12 protein-coding genes are annotated in these 16218 nt (G+C 66.8%); 3 read left to right on the top strand and 9 right to left on the bottom strand.

Annotation, left to right across the window (positions count from 1 at the left end; all coding sequences use genetic code 11):
- Positions 1-172 precede the first annotated feature (172 nt).
- The gene (locus JOF55_RS17155) at positions 173-712 is read left to right on the top strand and encodes a YceI family protein (protein ID WP_310275452.1); all 540 of its coding nucleotides are present in this window, start codon (positions 173-175) and stop codon (positions 710-712) included.
- A gap of 174 nt (positions 713-886) precedes the next feature.
- On the opposite strand, the gene JOF55_RS17150 is transcribed toward JOF55_RS17155, so the two are convergent.
- The 4 genes from JOF55_RS17150 to JOF55_RS17135 form a co-directional block, all read right to left on the bottom strand.
- Positions 887-1453: an HIT family protein gene (locus JOF55_RS17150; RefSeq protein ID WP_374727533.1), complete on the bottom strand. Its 567-nt coding sequence runs from the start codon at positions 1451-1453 to the stop codon at positions 887-889.
- Between the two features lie 77 nt (positions 1454-1530).
- Positions 1531-3561: a threonine--tRNA ligase gene (gene thrS / locus JOF55_RS17145; protein WP_310275448.1), complete on the bottom strand. Its 2031-nt coding sequence runs from the start codon at positions 3559-3561 to the stop codon at positions 1531-1533.
- Positions 3562-3691: 130 nt separating this feature from the next.
- Positions 3692-5818 carry a putative bifunctional diguanylate cyclase/phosphodiesterase gene (locus tag JOF55_RS17140; protein ID WP_310275446.1) on the bottom strand — a complete coding sequence of 709 codons (2127 nt, stop codon included), beginning with the start codon at positions 5816-5818 and terminating at the stop codon, positions 3692-3694.
- Positions 5819-5863: 45 nt separating this feature from the next.
- Positions 5864-6673 carry an SAM-dependent methyltransferase gene (locus JOF55_RS17135; protein WP_310275444.1) on the bottom strand — a complete coding sequence of 270 codons (810 nt, stop codon included), beginning with the start codon at positions 6671-6673 and terminating at the stop codon, positions 5864-5866.
- A gap of 442 nt (positions 6674-7115) precedes the next feature.
- Between JOF55_RS17135 and JOF55_RS17130 the strand changes: the two genes are divergently transcribed.
- Positions 7116-8477: an FAD-dependent oxidoreductase gene (locus tag JOF55_RS17130; RefSeq protein ID WP_310275442.1), complete on the top strand. Its 1362-nt coding sequence runs from the start codon at positions 7116-7118 to the stop codon at positions 8475-8477.
- Positions 8478-8656: 179 nt separating this feature from the next.
- Positions 8657-10093 (top strand): lipase maturation factor family protein, encoded by a 1437-nt coding sequence (locus JOF55_RS17125; protein WP_310275440.1) that lies wholly within the window; start codon positions 8657-8659, stop codon positions 10091-10093.
- A gap of 25 nt (positions 10094-10118) precedes the next feature.
- On the opposite strand, the gene JOF55_RS17120 is transcribed toward JOF55_RS17125, so the two are convergent.
- The 5 genes from JOF55_RS17120 to JOF55_RS17100 all read right to left on the bottom strand — a co-directional run bounded on the left by JOF55_RS17120 (position 10119) and on the right by JOF55_RS17100 (position 16062).
- Positions 10119-11348: a class I SAM-dependent methyltransferase gene (locus JOF55_RS17120; protein WP_310275438.1), complete on the bottom strand. Its 1230-nt coding sequence runs from the start codon at positions 11346-11348 to the stop codon at positions 10119-10121.
- Between the two features lie 23 nt (positions 11349-11371).
- A complete protein-coding gene (locus tag JOF55_RS17115; RefSeq protein ID WP_310275436.1) occupies positions 11372-12754 on the bottom strand; it encodes an FAD-binding oxidoreductase in 1383 nt (460 codons plus the stop codon).
- A 122-nt stretch (positions 12755-12876) separates the two neighbouring features.
- Entirely contained in the window at positions 12877-13833 is a 957-nt protein-coding gene (locus JOF55_RS17110) for an adenylate/guanylate cyclase domain-containing protein (protein ID WP_310275434.1), read from the bottom strand.
- Positions 13834-13836: 3 nt separating this feature from the next.
- Complete coding sequence (locus JOF55_RS17105; protein WP_310275432.1) at positions 13837-14289, bottom strand: universal stress protein; 453 nt, start codon at positions 14287-14289, stop codon at positions 13837-13839.
- A gap of 66 nt (positions 14290-14355) precedes the next feature.
- Positions 14356-16062 carry a PucR family transcriptional regulator gene (locus JOF55_RS17100; RefSeq protein ID WP_374727532.1) on the bottom strand — a complete coding sequence of 569 codons (1707 nt, stop codon included), beginning with the start codon at positions 16060-16062 and terminating at the stop codon, positions 14356-14358.
- Positions 16063-16218: the final 156 nt, after the last annotated feature.

Below are 16218 nucleotides of genomic sequence, written 5' to 3'. Positions count from 1 at the left end.
CGCCAGCTGTGCACCGTCTGTGTCGCATCAGCAGCCTAGCCGCCGGAGATCGCGGTCTGCGGACACGGTCCTGCGAACCACCTCGTGAAGTAACGTCGGACACAGCGGGAATGATTGAAGCTTCAACTTCGTTCCCGGGGCGGGACGACACCGACTACCAAGGAGGCTGTCCATGACCGCCACCACCCAGATCCCCGGTTACGTCACGGGCACGTGGGACATCGACGCCGTGCACTCGGACGTCGAGTTCACGCTTCGCCACATGGGCGTCGGGAGGTCGCGTGGCCGCTTCGACAAGTTCGAGGGCCGGATCGTCACTGCCGAGAATCCGCTGGAGTCCTCGGTGACCGCGACCATCGATGCCGCGTCGATCAACACCGGCCAGAGTGACCGCGACGCCCACGTGCGCAACGCCGACTTCCTCGACGTCGACAACCACCCGACGCTGACCTTCCGCTCCACCGCCATCCGCGAGGACGGCGACGACTGGGTCATCGACGGCGAGTTGACTCTGCACGGCGTGACCAAGCCGGTATCACTGGCGACCGAACTCGGCGGCTTCACCGACGACGGCCAGGGCGGCAAGCTGCTCGGCCTGTCGGCGAGCACCACCATCAACCGGACCGACTTCGGTGTCGGCCCCGACGGTGGCGCCATGCTCGGCGAGAAGGTCAAGATCACACTGGAGATCGAGGCGACGCTGCGCAACTGAGCGCCCGCGCCGCACCGTGCGTGTGTGCAGTTTCGCGCGAAATCACAAAAATGCGGTTTCGCGCGAAACTGCAAAAATTCCGTGCCCGGCAGGTCGGAGTAACCGGCAGGCCGGAAAAGACCGCAGCCGCAGCGACCGGCACCGGAGCAGTCGGCACCGGAGCGGCCGGGAAGCCTATGCCACGCGCTGCCACGCATCGGCGAGCAACCGGCGAGTGTCCCCCAGCAGCTGCGGCAACACCCGGGTATGGCCGATCACCGGCATGAAGTTCGAGTCCCCGCCCCAGCGCGGAACCACGTGCTGATGCAGGTGTGCGGCGATTCCGGCCCCGGCCACCGGCCCCTGGTTGAGACCGATGTTGAATCCGTGCGGCGCCGAGACGCTACGGATCACCCGCATCGCACGCTGCGTGCACTCGGCGACCGCGACGGTCTCCGCCGCCGTCAGGTCGGTGTAGTCGGCCACGTGCCGATACGGCAGCACCATGAGATGGCCGGGGTTGTACGGGTACAGGTTGAGCACCGCGAAGACCAGCTCGTCCCGGGCCACGATGAGCGTCTCGTCGTCGGACTGCTGCCCGTCGAGCAGCAGGCAGAAGGGACAGCCGTCGCTGTGCTCCCCTTTCGGTTTGTTCTCCCCCTGGATATAGGACATCCGATGCGGAGTCCACAGACGTTGCAGGGCATCGGGCACACCGATGCCCTGCTGCTCGGAAACCTCGGTACTCCCGGGAGTCGGGATGTCCGCCCCCGGGGCCACCTGGCCCGCGTTGTCCGGAGACGGTTCTCCCGAGCCGGGTCTCGAGTCGTGCCGATCCGTCACGCCAGCTCCGCCTCGAAATTCTCCGCGGTCGGCGAGGCGTTCTCCCGGCGGTCGACCCACCGGGTCAACGCATCCACCGCGCGTTCCACCGTCACTCCGTTGAGCTGCGTGCCGTCGCGGAAGCGGAAGGACACCGCGCCCGCTTCGACATCCTTGCCACCTGCCAGCAGCAGGAACGGGACCTTCTGGGTGGTGTGGTTACGGATCTTCTTCTGCATCCGGTCGTCACTGCTGTCGATCTCGACCCGCACTCCCCTCGCCCGCAGAGCCTCGCTGACCCCCCGCAGGTGCTCGGTGTGCTCATCGGCGATCGGGATGCCCACAACCTGCACCGGAGAGAGCCAGGCCGGGAACGCGCCCGCGTAGTGCTCGGTGAGCACGCCGAAGAACCGCTCGATCGACCCGAACAGCGCGCGGTGGATCATCACCGGCTGCTGCTTGGACCCGTCGGAGGCGGTGTACTCCAGCCCGAACCGCTTCGGCTGGTTGAAGTCGAGCTGGATGGTCGACATCTGCCACGACCGCCCGAGCGCGTCCTTGGCCTGCACGGAGATCTTCGGCCCGTAGTACGCCGCGCCGCCGGGGTCGGGCACCAGCTCGAGCCCGGATTCCTCCGCAGCCCGGCGCAACGTCTCGGTTGCGTCCGCCCACTCCTGCGGGTCGCCGATGAACTTCGGGGAGTCGTCCCGCGTGGACAGTTCGAGGTAGAAGTCGCTCAGCCCGTAGTCGGCCAGCAAGTCGAGCACGAACCACAGCAGCGACTGCAGCTCGCCCGGCATCTGCTCCTTGGTGCAGTAGATGTGCGAGTCGTCCATGGTCAACCCGCGAACCCTGGTGAGTCCGTGCACCACACCGGACTTCTCGTAGCGGTACACGGTGCCGAACTCGAACAGCCGCAGCGGCAGCTCCCGGTAGGACCTGCCGCGCGACCGGAAGATCAGGTTGTGCATCGGGCAGTTCATGGCCTTGAGGTAGTAGTCCTCGCCCTCGAAGGCCACCGGCGGGAACATCGTGTCCGCGTAGTAGGGCAGGTGACCGGAGGTCTCGAACAGCCCGCCCTTGGTGATGTGCGGCGAGTTGACGAACTCGTAGCCCGCCTCCTCGTGCCTGCGCCGTGAGTACTCCTCCATCTCACGACGGATCACACCGCCCTTGGGATGGAACACCGGCAGCCCGGAGCCGATCTCCTCGGGGAAGGAGAACAGGTCCAGTTCCGCCCCGATCCGGCGATGGTCGCGGCGCTCGGCCTCGGCCAACCACTCCAGGTGCGTATCGAGCTGCTCCTTCGACTCCCATGCCGTGCCGTAGATGCGTTGCAGCTGCTGGTTGTTCTGGTCCCCGCGCCAGTACGCCGCGGCGGTGCGCATCAGCTTGAAGGCGGGGATGAAGCGCGTGTGCGGTACGTGCGGGCCGCGGCACAGGTCACCCCAGACGGTATCGCCGTGGCGATCGATGTTGTCGTAGACGGTCAGGTCACCGCCACCGACCTCCATCACCTCGCTGGTGTCGACCTCCTCGGAACCCGACTTGAGGTCGATCAGCTCCAGCTTGTACGGCTCGTCGGCCAGCTCACCGCGGGCCTGCTCGACCGAGTCCAGGCGGCGGCGGGAGAACTTCTGACCGGACTTGATGATCTGCTTCATCCGCTTCTCGAGCGCCTGCAGGTCTTCCGGCGTAAAGGGCCGCGCCACGTCGAAGTCGTAGTAGAAGCCGTCCTTGACAGGAGGGCCGATGCCCAGCTTGGCCTCGTCGAACTGCTGCTGGACCGCCTGTGCGAGCACGTGCGCGGCCGAGTGCCGGATCACGCTGCGACCGTCCTCGGTGTTGGCGCCGACGGCCTCCACCTCGACGTCGGATTCCGGTGCCCAGTCGAGATCACGCAGCGCACCACCGGCGTCGCGGACCACGACGATCGCGTCTTCCCCTTTGGAGGGCAGCCCTGCCTCGTGGATGGCGTGTCCGGCCGTAGTGCCCGCAGGCACCTTCACCCGGAGGGCTTGCTGGGCTTCGGGTGGCAATACGGACACGGTCACTCCTCGAGAACCTGATTTGGGTTGATGCCTGCGTGGACGTACTTCGCCCCCAATGCTATCGGGACTCCCGTCGCCGGGTGACGCATCCCGGACCATCCGGTCGCCGCGAGGAGGCGATCGCTGCCTACGAGACAGGATAACCGTGTTCGGAGATCATGATCTCGATCTCCATCGCCGAGGCCGCGGCACCGATGTGGTCTCCCCGCGCCACGTGCACACCCATCTTGCGCAGCCGCCTCGCCTGCTCCTCGGTGCGCACATCCACGGCGACGACGTCCAAGTCCAGCAACCGTGCCGAGGCGACCAGGCTGTGCACCAGGTGTTCGTTCAACGGATCCGGGCCCGCGGGGTCTGCCAGACCGTCCAGGTAGTCTCCGGTGAGCTCGACTCCCTGCACCGGCAGCCCCCGCAACCGGGCGAGCCGCGTGTAGTCGCTGCCGAAATCCTGCACGACCAGACCGATGCCCATCTCCGCGAAGATGTCCAGCACGTCCACGGGATCGCCCTGCTCGTCGAACAGCGCGGACTCGGGGATCCCCAGACGAAGCTGCCGCGCGGACACCCCGGTCTCGATCAGAATCCGCTGCACCCCGGCGACCAGTTCGGGATCGCGGAAGTGCCGTGGTGACAGGTCCACGCCGACCACCGGGGCGGCCACTCCGAGAGTCCGTGTCCAGCGCGCGGCATGCTCACACGCCTGCCGCAGCACCCAGTTACCGAGGCGCGTGATCGCGCCGGTCTCCTCGGCCATGTCGAGGAAGCTCGCCGCATCGAGCTCACCGAACTCGGGATGATCCCAGCGCACCCGGGAGTGCACCGCGACGAGACCGTTGTCCTCCAGCCATGCGACCGGGTGGTACTCCACGAAGAACTCGTCGTTCTCCAGTGCCGCGGGCAGGGTGGCCGAGAGCTTGAAACGCCGTTTCGCGGCGGCGTTGCGCTCCGGATCGAACAGGACCCACTGCGCCTTACCCTCGGCCTTGGCCCGGTACAGGGTGAGATCGGCATCGCTGAGCAATTCCTCCGATCCCGTTCCGGCGACCGCACGCTCCACGACGCCGACGCTGGCCGAGGCGGTGAGCTCGTGCGAGGAGAACCGCACGGGCCTGGTGATCTCGCGCAGGATCCGTTCGACCAGTTCCAGCACGGCCTGCACTCCGGGGGAGTCCGGGACGAGTACCACGAACTCGTCACCCCCCATCCGGGCGGCGAGCGCTCCCTCCTCCTCGCAGGTCACCTGCAGGTGGTGTGCGACCGCGCACAGCAGCTCGTCTCCGATGGGATGCCCCAGGCTGTCGTTGATGGCTTTGAATCCATCGAGGTCGAGGTAGCACAGCGCGACGCGCCGCCCGGCCTCCGTCGGGGCGAGTGCCGCCTCCATGCGCGATTTGAGCAGTGTCCGGTTGGCAAGTCCCGTCAGCGGGTCGTGCATGGCCTGGCGGTGCAACTGCTCCTGGAGCATGCGCCGGTCGGTGATATCGGCGTAGAGCAGCACCTGGTACTCCGGATGGCCGTGGGCGTCGTGCACCAGGGACCCCGAGACCTCGGTCCACACCACGCTCTCGTCGTGGGCGCTGAAGCGGGTGTCGAGCCGGAACTGCTGCTCGACCTCGGTAACCAGCAGTCCCTCGGCTTCCCGAAGATCCCGCAGCCAGTCCTCGTCGGCGAGGTCGAACACGGTGCCACCGACCAGCTGTTCCCCCGAGGTGTGGAAGATGCTCGCCATGGCCTGGTTCACGTCCTCGATCGTGCCGTCCAGGGCGACGATGGCGATCCCCAGAACCGAGGAGGTGAACACCGCACGGAAACGGGCCTCGCTGGCCCGCAGCGCCTCCTCGGCGGCATCCCTGGCTTGCAGCACCGCCTGCTTGATGACCTCCTGCTCGGACAGGGTGCGTACGCGCAGTCCCCCGGCGAAGCCCCGGCCGATCGCACCGATCAGTGCGATCATCCGGGACAGCAGGACTTCGCCGTCGAGGTGCTCGACCAGTTTCGGCAGGTCCGTCGCGACGAGTTCGAGGGTGCCTTCCAGCGCCTTGCCGTCGACGATGTGCACATCGACGAGTCGGGTACCGACCTCGGTTGCCGGGCCGGTGGAGAACGGTTCGCTCACCAGCGAGTCGAGGAGTTTCCCGGTGCACTCGTCCAGGAAAGCTTGGACCTCGGGGCGGGCTTTCGGCACGTAAGTGTGGCCGAGGACCGACTGCGTCCACTGCCGGACGAACTCGCGCCGATCCCGCTGTTCGGTCATGGACCGCCTCCCTCGGTCACCCCCACCGGATCCGTCACCCACGTTTCACACCTTGTATCCGAGTGCTGCGTACCCCAGCGATCGCTCGGGCTGTTCCCACCGGTCCTCGGGACTGTCGGGTCGCCACTCCGGGATGTGGACCACGCCGGGATCGACGAGCTCGAAATCGGACAGCAAGCCCGTGACCTCGGCACGCGAGCGCAGCGTTCCCGGGTTGCTGCTGTTGGCGTACAAGTCGATCAGGTTCCGTCCCGCCTCGGGAAAATCATCCTGCGTCAGGTGCGAGAAACCGAGGTAGCTGCCGGGGGCCATCCGCTCGCTGTACTGCTGCACGATCCGTTTCGGCTGAGCCGAGTCCGGCACGAAGTGGAACAACGCCACCATCATCACCGCGATGGGCTCGTCGAAGTTCAGCAGTCGCTCGACCGGCGAGGACGCCAGGACTCCCGCCACGTCGGCCAGGTCGCCCTGCACGACGTCGGCGCGTTCGTTGCCGTCCAGAATCGACCGGCTGTGGGCAACCGCCACCGGTTCGTTGTCCACGTAGACCACCCGAGCCTCCGGGTCGGCCTCCTGAGCGATCTCGTGGACGTTACCCACTGTCGGGATCCCCGAACCGATGTCGAGGAACTGACGGATCCCCTGGCTGACGCAGTAGCGCACCGCCCGGCGCAGGAAAGCGCGGTTGTCCTGGGCCAGCGCCTTGATCTGCGGCACCTTCGCCACGACCTGCTGGGCGAGCTCGCGGTCCACGGCGAAGTTGTGCGCGCCGCCGAGGTAGTAGTCGTAGCAACGGGCCGCACTGGCTTTTTCCAGATCGACGTCCTTGGGTAACCAGCTTGGTCGGTCCTCCATGGGATGTTCCCTTCTCCTCGGCCGAGCGGCCCGCACGGCGGTGCAGGCGCCGGCTGTCTGCGGCGTTTCGCCCTACGGCGGAGTCGCCCGCGCCCGAAGTTTTCGACAAGCACCGCCGAGAGATCAACTCTGATCCTACTGTGACCACCCGCATCCGGTCACTCACGGTCCGTGGAGCTTTCCGTATATACCGAGCGTGTCAAAAAACACACACAACGTGTTCGTCATCGTGTGCACTCCGTGCTCGATCCCCGTCTCGCCATCCCTGTAAGGGCAGTCACCGGTTCACATCACGGGATTGCCGGTTAGGTATGCCTAAGCTGGGTGGGGAGGGCGTTGTAACGCGCCATGACACTGCTCAGCCACTCCGGCTGTCCCGGCCGACCAATCCCGGCCGAGCTCCGGGCCGGACCAGGCACCCATACGGACCAGGAGGACGTGAGTGACCCGCCCACTGCGAGTAGCGATCATCGGTTCCGGACCGGCCGGTGTGTATGCCGCGGACATCCTGTCCAAGGCGGAAACCCCCACCGACATCGACCTGCTGGACCGGATGCCCGCACCGTACGGTCTCGTTCGCTACGGGGTGGCCCCCGATCACCCACGCATCAAGGGCATCGTCGATGCGCTGCATCGCATTCTGGAGAAACCCGGCATCCGTTTCCTCGGCAACATCGACTACGGCGTCGACTGCAAGCTGGACGATCTGCGGCACCACTACGACTCGGTCATCTTCGCAACCGGCGCCAAGGACGATCGGGAATTGGACATCCCGGGAATCGACCTGCCACACAGCCACGGGGCCGCGGACTTCATCTCCTGGTATGACGGCTATCCCGAGGCCCCGCGCGACTGGACTCTCGACGCCCGCAGCGTCGCGGTCGTCGGTGCGGGCAATGTGGCGCTGGATGTCGCACGAGTACTGGCCAAGCAGGCCGACGACCTGTTGCACACCGAGATCCCGGACAACGTCTACCAAGCTCTGAAGTCCTCGCAGGTCACCGACGTACACCTGTTCGCACGGCGGGGACCGGCGCAAACCAAGTTCACTCCGCTGGAACTGCGGGAACTGGATCACCAGCCGGGAATGGAACTGGTGGTGCACCCGGAGGGTTTCGAGCTCGACGAGGCCAGTGAGGAATCCATCCGCACCAACAACCAGGTCAAGACCGTGGTCAAGACGCTGCAGGACTGGGCCCTGCGCGACGGCAGTACGGACTCGCTGCGCCGCCTGCACTTCCACTTCCTGCGCCGTCCGGCCGAAGTACTGGGTACCGACCGTGTCGAAGGCCTGCGCACCGAGGTCATGGAACTCACCGGGGACGGCAACGTGCAGGGCACCGGCGAGTTCGAAACCGTGCCCGTACAGGCCCTCTACCGTGCCGTGGGCTATCTCGGCTCCCCGCTGGCCGACGTCCCGTTCGACCACGACACGGGCACCGTGCCGAACGAGGGCGGTCGGGTGCTGGACCTCGACGGACAGCACATCCCCGGTGTCTACACCACCGGCTGGATCAAGCGCGGGCCGGTCGGGCTGATCGGGCACACCAAGGGCGACGCGCTGGAAACCATCAACAACCTGTTGGCCGACACCGCCGGTGCCGGCGACGGGTTCCGGCACGCCGAGCCGGAACCGTCCGACATCCTGCAGCTTCTGGACGAGCGTGGTGTCCCCTACACCACGTGGGACGGGTGGAATCGGCTCGACGCGCACGAGCGGTCGCTGGGGCAGGCTCGGGACCGCGAGCGCATCAAGGTCGTCGGCCGCGAGGAGATGGTCGCGATCTCGCGGGACGACCGGTAACCGCGGGAGGCGGCTCCCGCATCTCACCCGATCGGGGTGGATTTCGCCCTGATGGCTCCGGCTCGGCGCTTTAGGATGTCTCCGGTGGCCTGGGGAGGGGCCGAAGTCCAAGCGAACTTCAGCCCTTCCCACACGGCGCAGGCGCCCAGAACGAAGGCGCACGAAACGGAGGCACGAGGATGCCCTGGGAGTGGTTCTGGGCTCCCGACTACCGGCTGGCGAGGGCGATCGTTCAGCACCTGCTGGGTCTTGTCTACCTGCTCGCCTTCCTCACCGCCGTGAACCAGTTCCGCCCGCTGCTCGGCGAGCACGGACTCACTCCGGTGCCGCGGTTTCTCGCCTCGGCCGGTTTTCGTCGTGCGCCGAGCCTGTTCCACCTGCACTATTCCGACCGGTTCTTCGCGGTGCTGGCGTGGTGCGGCGTCCTCGCGAGCGCGGCGACGGTGCTCGGTCTGGTGAACAAGCTGCCCCTGTGGGCTTCGATGGTCGTGTGGGGCCTGCTCTGGCTCCTCTACCTGTCCATCGTCAACATCGGCCAGATCTGGTACGCGTTCGGCTGGGAATCCCTGTTGTTGGAAGCGGGTTTTCTCGCGATCTTCCTGGGGCCGTCCGGTACCACGCCGCCCGCGCCGGTGCTGTGGCTCCTGCTCTGGTTGTTGTTCCGCGTCGAGTTCGGGGCCGGCCTCATCAAGCTTCGAGGCGATCCCAGTTGGCGCAATCTCACGGCGCTGTACTACCACCACGAGACCCAACCGATGCCCGGACCACTCAGCCGTGCCTTCCACCATCTGCCGCCCCGGCTGCACAAGGTCGAGGTGGTCGCCAACCACGGCACTCAGCTGATCGTGCCGTTCGTCCTGTTCGCCCCACAGCCCGCCGCCAATGTGGCAGCGCTGATCATCATCGCCACGCAGGCGTGGTTGATGCTCAGCGGCAACTTCGCCTGGCTCAACGCACTCACCATCGTGCTGGCCTTCGCGGCGATGAACGACGCACTGCTGGGGCGGGTGCTGCCGGTCGGGATGCCCGAACTCACCCCCACGCCACTCTGGCACCGGGCCACCGTGCTGGCGATGACGGCCCTGATGATCGTGCTCGGTTACTGGCCGGTGCGCAACATGCTCGGACGACGACAGGTGATGAACCGCAGCTTCAACAAGCTGCACCTGGGCAACACCTACGGCGCTTTCGGCAGCGTCACCCGCACGCGCTACGAAGTGATCATCGATGGTACGGCGGATTCCGATCCCGACGACTCGTCGGACTGGCGCGAGTACGAGTTCCGCGGCAAGCCCGGTGACCCGTCGCGGCGTCCTCCGCAGATCGCCCCCTACCACCTGCGCCTGGACTGGCTCATGTGGTTCTGCGCCATCTCCCCGAGCTACGGACGCTCGTGGATTCCCGGATTGATGAAGGCGCTGCTGCGCAACGACCGGCAGCTGCTGAATCTGCTGCGGCACAATCCCTTCCCGGAACAGCCACCGACGTTCGTCCGTGCCCGGATGTTCCACTATCGCTTCAGTACGCGAGAGGAACGCCGCGCCACCGGGGACTGGTGGGTCCGCACTTTCGTCAGCGACTACGTTCCCCCGGTCTCGCTCACCGACACCCGATAGCGGTCGGTTCTTCTGGAACGGCTCTTCACCAGTCCGGACGAAGCGGTAGGTGTGCCTCGGTGCCGTCGAGGCGCACCCCCAGCACCTGGTGCAACTGGATGTTGTTCTGCTCGAACCCGAACCGCGACGCGGCCATGTACAGGCGCCAGATCCGCGCCCGCTCAACCCCCACCTCACGAACCGCGTCGCTCCACTGCGCTTCGAGATTGGCCGACCACGCGGCGAGAGTCCTCGCGTAGTGCTCGCGCAGGTTCTCCTCGTGCCGGACCTCGAGGCCGTTGTCGTGCATGGCCGAGATCACCGCGGCAGGGGACTCCAGTTCCCCGTCGGGAAACACGTACCGGCCGATGAACTTGCCCGTCCGTGCGGAGTGCGAGCCGTCGGGACGGGTGATGCAGTGGTTGAGCAACCGCCCGCCCGGACGGAGTTTGCCCCGGAGAAAGGCGAAGTAACCGGGAACCTGCGCATGCCCGATGTGCTCGGTGAGCCCGATGGAACTCACCGCGTCGAAGTCGGACTCGGCCACATCGCGGTAGTCGAGGTGGCGCACCTCGGCCAGGTCGGCGAGTCCCCGCTCGGCGATGGCCTTCTGTGCCCACTGCGCCTGTGCGCGGGACAGGGTCACGCCGAGGGCACGTACCCCGTAGTGTTCGGCGGCGTGCAGCACCATGCCGCCCCAGCCGGCACCGACATCGAGTAGACGCATGCCCTCGGACAAGCCGAGTTTGCGGGCGACCAGATCGTGCTTGGCGAATTGCGCCTGTTCCAACGTCGACGCCGCGTCGGGGAACACCGCGCAGGTGTAGGTCATCGACGGGCCCAGGACCCACTCGTAAAAACGGTTCGACACATCGTAGTGGTGGGAGATGGCCTGGCTGTCCCGGTTCTTGGAGTGCCGCAGGCCATGCGGGCGCGCCTCGTGCGCGGGCGGGCGAACGGGCCACCACAGCCGGTGCGCGGCGAGCTTGAGCATGAGCTCCAGCCGGACACGGCCGGGCACCGCCTCCAGGCTGATGGCCGGGAAGCGGGTCAGCGCGGTGTACATGTCACCGTGCACCTCCAGATGCCCGGTGACGTAGGCCCGTGCCAGCCCGAGTTCGTCGGGCGAGGCCGCCAGATGCGACAGCGCCAGCGGCGAGCGGATCTCCAGCAGGATGTCGGCACCGGCACGCCCGGCGCGGCTGCCATCGTAGGCACGGAACTCGACCGGCAGGTCCTCTCCCAGGACACGTGGCACCACCCCCGCCACATCCATAACCGATTCTCCTCTCTGCTGTGTCAGCTACCCCGCACACACTTGTCGTAAAGCCCGGGCAACCGGGCGTATGCGTCATAGTGGTCCTTGAGCCGCTGGTAGGCAGGCCGGTTGTACAACCGCCAGAACTCGTCCTCGTCGTAGTAGGAGGTCGAGTACAGCGACTTGTGCCCGTCCAATTCGGTCACTGTGCGTTCGATGGCCCGGTTGTGGACCGAACCGTCCTGCCCCGGTGACACCGGAACGGTGGACCAGAAACCGACGTTGACATAGCGGGTCCGCGGGTCCATCGGATACAGCGACCAGCCGTCGGGATCGCGCAACCGGACCGGGCACAGCCAGACGGGGCTGATCCCGATGTCCCGGCGGAAGAACTCCAGGAATTCCGCCAGTCTCTCGAGCGGGATCTCGACATCCTGAATCACGGGCTCGTCCGGAGGTCGTCCCCGCCGGCGGTTGAGCCGAGCCGACAACCCGAACCGCCGGTCGGCGGCGATCATCCGGCGGTACACATCCGAGCGCAGGTAGCGCCGCGGCCAGAACGGACGCACGAGCGGATGCTGGGCGCCCAGGGCACGGGAGCACCAGAACCAGTCGGTGTCCCAACGCCAGAGGTAGTCCCGTACATGCAGGTGATCGACAGTGCGCTGCCTGATCGAGCGGTAGTAAATCCGCCGACCGGTGTAGTCGCTCGGCTCGGGTGCTTCGGTCACGAACGTCGCCAGCGTCAGATACACCGATGCGGCGTCGAACACGGTGCCGTCCACGAAGTCGACCCGGCTGCCCTCGAACGACCGGGTCCGCCAGATCTCCGACAGTGCGGCCACGCAGTCGGCCACGCTGTCGAAGCCCACGTGCCGGAGCCGGACATACGGCGCGACCGGTTCGAGCTCGATCACCAGGCGCAGCGCGTAGCCGAGCGAACCGTAGGAGTTGGGAAATCCCCGGAACAGCTCCGCGTGCTCGTTGTCCGGCCGTGCGAGCACGACCCGTCCGTCGCCGGTGAGGATCTCCATTTCCCGTACGGATTCGTGCGGTAAGCCGTTGCGGAACGAGGAGGCCTCGATGCCCAGCCCGGCCACCGCACCCCCGAGCGTGATCGTTTTGAGCTGCGGAACCACCAGCGGCATCAATCCGTACGGCAGCGTCGCGTCGACCAGGTCCTCGTAGGTGGTCATCGCCTGCACATCGGCCGTACGGCTGTCGGGATCCACCGAGAGCACCCGGTTCAGGCCACTGACGTCGAGGCCGGGCGAACGCGACGGCGAGCGGAAGCGGAAGAGGTTCGAGGTGGGCTTGGCCAAGCGCACCTCGTCCGAGTCCGGGATCCGTGCGTACTGTGCCGCCAGGGCCTCGATCTCGGCGGAGTGGCTGCGGGTAGTGGCTGTTCCCCGATCGGCTCCCATGGCTCACGACCTTATGGCCATCACCGGATGTCGGCAGCATCTCCCCGTGAGTAATCGATCACAGCAGTGTGCGGCGGGCCCGGCGGAGTGGGTCGGGCGAATCCGAGTCAGGCGGCTCCGAGTCAGGCGGCGCGGCGCAGTGCCCAGGCACGCAGGCCTCGGAAGCCCTGCACCTTGGTGGGACCGATGGAGGCCAGGGAGAATTCGCGGTGGTCCCGGAGCGCGTCGGCACATTCCCGGTCGATCAGGACGGAAGCGGGTCGAGCCAGCGTGGTCAGGCGACTGGCGATGTTGACCGTCGACCCGTAGACGTCACCGAACCGCGCCAGCACTCTGCCCTTGGCCAACCCGATGCGCAGTGGCGGCAGCCTGGGTTCCGCGGTGATCCCCTCGTTCAGCGACAGGGCGATCTCGGCGGCACTCGCCGCCGTGTCGGCGACGAAAAGAACCTCGTCGCCGACCGTCTTCACGATCCGGCCGTGGTTCTCGGCGATTCGCCGGGTGACGAGGTCCTCGAAGTCGTCGATCAGCCCGGCGAGTTCGATCTCGCTGAAGTCGCGGACGAGTCTGGTGTAACCGACGATGTCGGCGAACCCCACCACCAGGCTCGTCGGCTCGTCGGTTCGAGCATCGGTCTCCTCGAGCTCCCGCCCCGCGATAGCGGCAAGGTGGCGACGCCAGACGTATCCCTGCAACTGGTCCATCACCGGCAGGATCGCCTGCGCGAACTGCGCGGTCGTCTCGACGTCGTCGGCGAACTTCTCCCCGAGAACCGACTTGAAGATTCCGACCTGCCATTCCGCCAACCGCGACATGGTCTGCGCCAGCGACCGCGCCACCGCCGTCTCCACCTCGGAAGTGATGACCTCGGCGGAAACCAGTTGGAGCAGCGTGCGCAGCGCCGTCACGTCGGACTCGGTGAACACCACCGCATCGTCGGGGACGTGCGCGAAACCCATGGCCTCCCAGAGCCGTTCCGCCCGCGACAGCTCAACCCCGGTCGCCTCGGCCACTTCCGCCTTGCGGTACCGGGGTTCGCCGCCGAGCAGAACTCGCTCGATCGGATTCTCGGAGGACACGGGCTACCGCGCCGTTCGAACGACGAGTACATCACAGTCCGAGCGCCGCGACACCTCCGAGGGGACCGACCCGAGGATGCGTCCCTTGAGCGTGTTCAGCCCACGACTTCCCACGACCAGAAGGTCGGCCGCATGCTCGTACGCCGTCTCGATCAACGAGTTGATCGGCGGCCCTACTACAGGGACCGTCTTGATGCTGTCCACGCCCGCCGCACGGGCATGCTCACCGGCCTCCCGCAGTGTCTGCTCGGCCGGGGCCGCGCCGATCACCTGAAACGCTTCGTCGCCGAGTTCGTCACGGGCGCGTTCCACCTCCCGCTCGCTGCTCGGGTAGTAGGCACACACGATCACGAGCTCGGCCGCGGAATCGCGCGTCACCTCCGCAGCACGGGCGACCGCGCGCATCGAGGGCGGGGAGCCATCCGTTCCGACGACGACGGTGCGATAGCTGGACATCGATCCGGCCCTCCAGTGGCATCGGGACTCGCGGACGTGAACATTAACGATCGTGCCGAGCTGCCGTCACGCGTGCCACGCATCCGATGCTTCCCGGAAGCAGCGCAGTGCCGCACCTCCGTGCCGCTGGGCCAGCAACAACTGCAGGTGGACACTCAGGCGTTCGGTGGGCTCGGCGAGGTCGATACCACTGAGTTCGCAGGCACGCCGAATACGGTAGCGCAGCGTGTTGGGGTGAATGTGCAGCCAACCGCCCGCCCTGCGCACCTCGCCGAAGGCCTCCAGGTAAGCCAGGACCGAACGGGCGAGCTCCGTCCCGTGCTCGACGTCATGGTTGGTCAGCAGCACCACTCGAGGGTCACGCACCCGCTCGTGGTGCTGCATCAACGTCAGTACCTCGCTGACCAGTACTCGCGATCGCACATCGGCGATGGTGGCGACCTCGGCTTCCACATCGTGGGCCATCGCATCGAGAATCCGGTCCGCATCGGTCCGCGACACGGCAACCTCCTCCAGCGTGGAAACCACCGAACCGATGCCCGCCTGGACCCGCGCGCGCAGGTGACTCTTCGCCGCTGCCACGATCTCCCTGGTCAGTCCCACCACCGCGGACTCCGCCGACCGATCGGGCAGGTCGGGTAACAGGACATAGACGCGGGAACCGATCGTGGTGACCAGGGCGCTGCGCCGATACGAAGCAGCGTGCACGGAGATCAGGCTGGTCATCTCCGCACGCTGGAGCTCGATCTCGGACCGGTCGGCGGAACCGGCCCGTTCATCGGGGCGCAGCGTGAACACCACGACGACGCCGGGCTTACGGGCGTCGGCGCCGATACTGCCTGCCGCGGATTCGGCGTCGATCCGGCTGTCGAGCAATCCGGTCAGCAGGTTCTCGCGGAAGCGCGGTGCCGCAGTGGTCTCCGTGCGGTGCCGGATGAGCTGAAGCGCCGCCACGCGCGCGGCCCCCAACAGCGCCCGGTCGGTTCGTTCGCTCAGCGGGCGCACCCCTTCCTGCACCCAGATCGTGCCCAGTGGCTGTGTACCTGCGTGAATCCCCACAGCCATCCGGCGCCGGATCCCCAAATCCGGGCGCTCGTCGATTCGCACGACTTCCTCACCGGAGCGAAGGCGCCGGTAGACACCCCATTCACGCAACATCGCCAGAAAGGGTTCCGGGCCACGACGCCCCAGGATCGACAGTCGGCGCAGCTCGTCGACCTCGTCGTCCGAACGGGAGTAGGCCAGCACGCGGCTCGCGGTGTCCTCGATGCTGACGATGCCCTCGGTCATGGTCGCGACGGTCTGGGCGAGGGAGAACAGATCCCCCGGAGACTCTCCCACATCCGCCTCAGCGGTCAGCCGTGCGTTGTCGACGGCGGAACGAGCGAGGGCTTCGAGCTGTTCCCAACGGACCTCGGGACGTACCCCGAGCAAGGCGGTTCCTCCGTCGATGGCGGTCTCGCGCAGGGCGCGCGCGTCCTGATCGGCGTCCACCTTGACCGCCACCGCTGCCGCACCCCCACGAGCAGCCGCGCGTACCGACCGGACCGCGGAGCGACCACGCGCGCCGATGACGAGCACGAGGTCGCCCGAGCGCGTGCCGGACTCCTCGTCCGGATCGACAATGACGACATCACGCACGTCCACGTCGAATCCGCGAGGCGCAGCGAGCACATCGACCAGCGGCTCCGCCACGGCGATGAGGAGCCGGCGCAATGGCACAGCGGCTGCTCGACCGGATCCGGCAGCTCCATCCACGGCAGCTCCGTCCATCGCACCGTGTTGTTCGACAGAACAATCCATGGCCGTCAACGGTAGCCGGTTGAACAAATCATGCAGGGCCACAAGCTCCTAAGCTCCCGGTCAACAGAACACAGCAACTCGCTCCCGATTCACTCGTGTCCTGCTCGACAGGACTTCGCACAAGGA

The sequence above is a fragment of the Haloactinomyces albus genome (assembly GCF_031458135.1).
Lineage (GTDB): Bacteria > Actinomycetota > Actinomycetes > Mycobacteriales > Pseudonocardiaceae > Haloactinomyces > Haloactinomyces albus.
Note: the sequence above shows the minus strand (reverse complement) of the source record. Positions and strands in the feature narration are given on the sequence as shown.

Excerpts from the sequence above, each read along its gene's own strand:
- JOF55_RS17140 (WP_310275446.1), bottom strand. The coding sequence starts at position 5,818 with ATGACCGAACAGCGGGATCGGCGCGAGTTCGTCCGGCAGTGGACGCAG.
- JOF55_RS17115 (WP_310275436.1), bottom strand. The coding sequence starts at position 12,754 with ATGGGAGCCGATCGGGGAACAGCCACTACCCGCAGCCACTCCGCCGAG.
- JOF55_RS17155 (WP_310275452.1), top strand. The coding sequence starts at position 173 with ATGACCGCCACCACCCAGATCCCCGGTTACGTCACGGGCACGTGGGAC.
- JOF55_RS17100 (WP_374727532.1), bottom strand. The coding sequence starts at position 16,062 with ATGGACGGAGCTGCCGTGGATGGAGCTGCCGGATCCGGTCGAGCAGCC.
- JOF55_RS17105 (WP_310275432.1), bottom strand. The coding sequence starts at position 14,289 with ATGTCCAGCTATCGCACCGTCGTCGTCGGAACGGATGGCTCCCCGCCC.
- JOF55_RS17125 (WP_310275440.1), top strand. The coding sequence starts at position 8,657 with ATGCCCTGGGAGTGGTTCTGGGCTCCCGACTACCGGCTGGCGAGGGCG.
- JOF55_RS17135 (WP_310275444.1), bottom strand. The coding sequence starts at position 6,673 with ATGGAGGACCGACCAAGCTGGTTACCCAAGGACGTCGATCTGGAAAAA.
- JOF55_RS17120 (WP_310275438.1), bottom strand. The coding sequence starts at position 11,348 with ATGGATGTGGCGGGGGTGGTGCCACGTGTCCTGGGAGAGGACCTGCCG.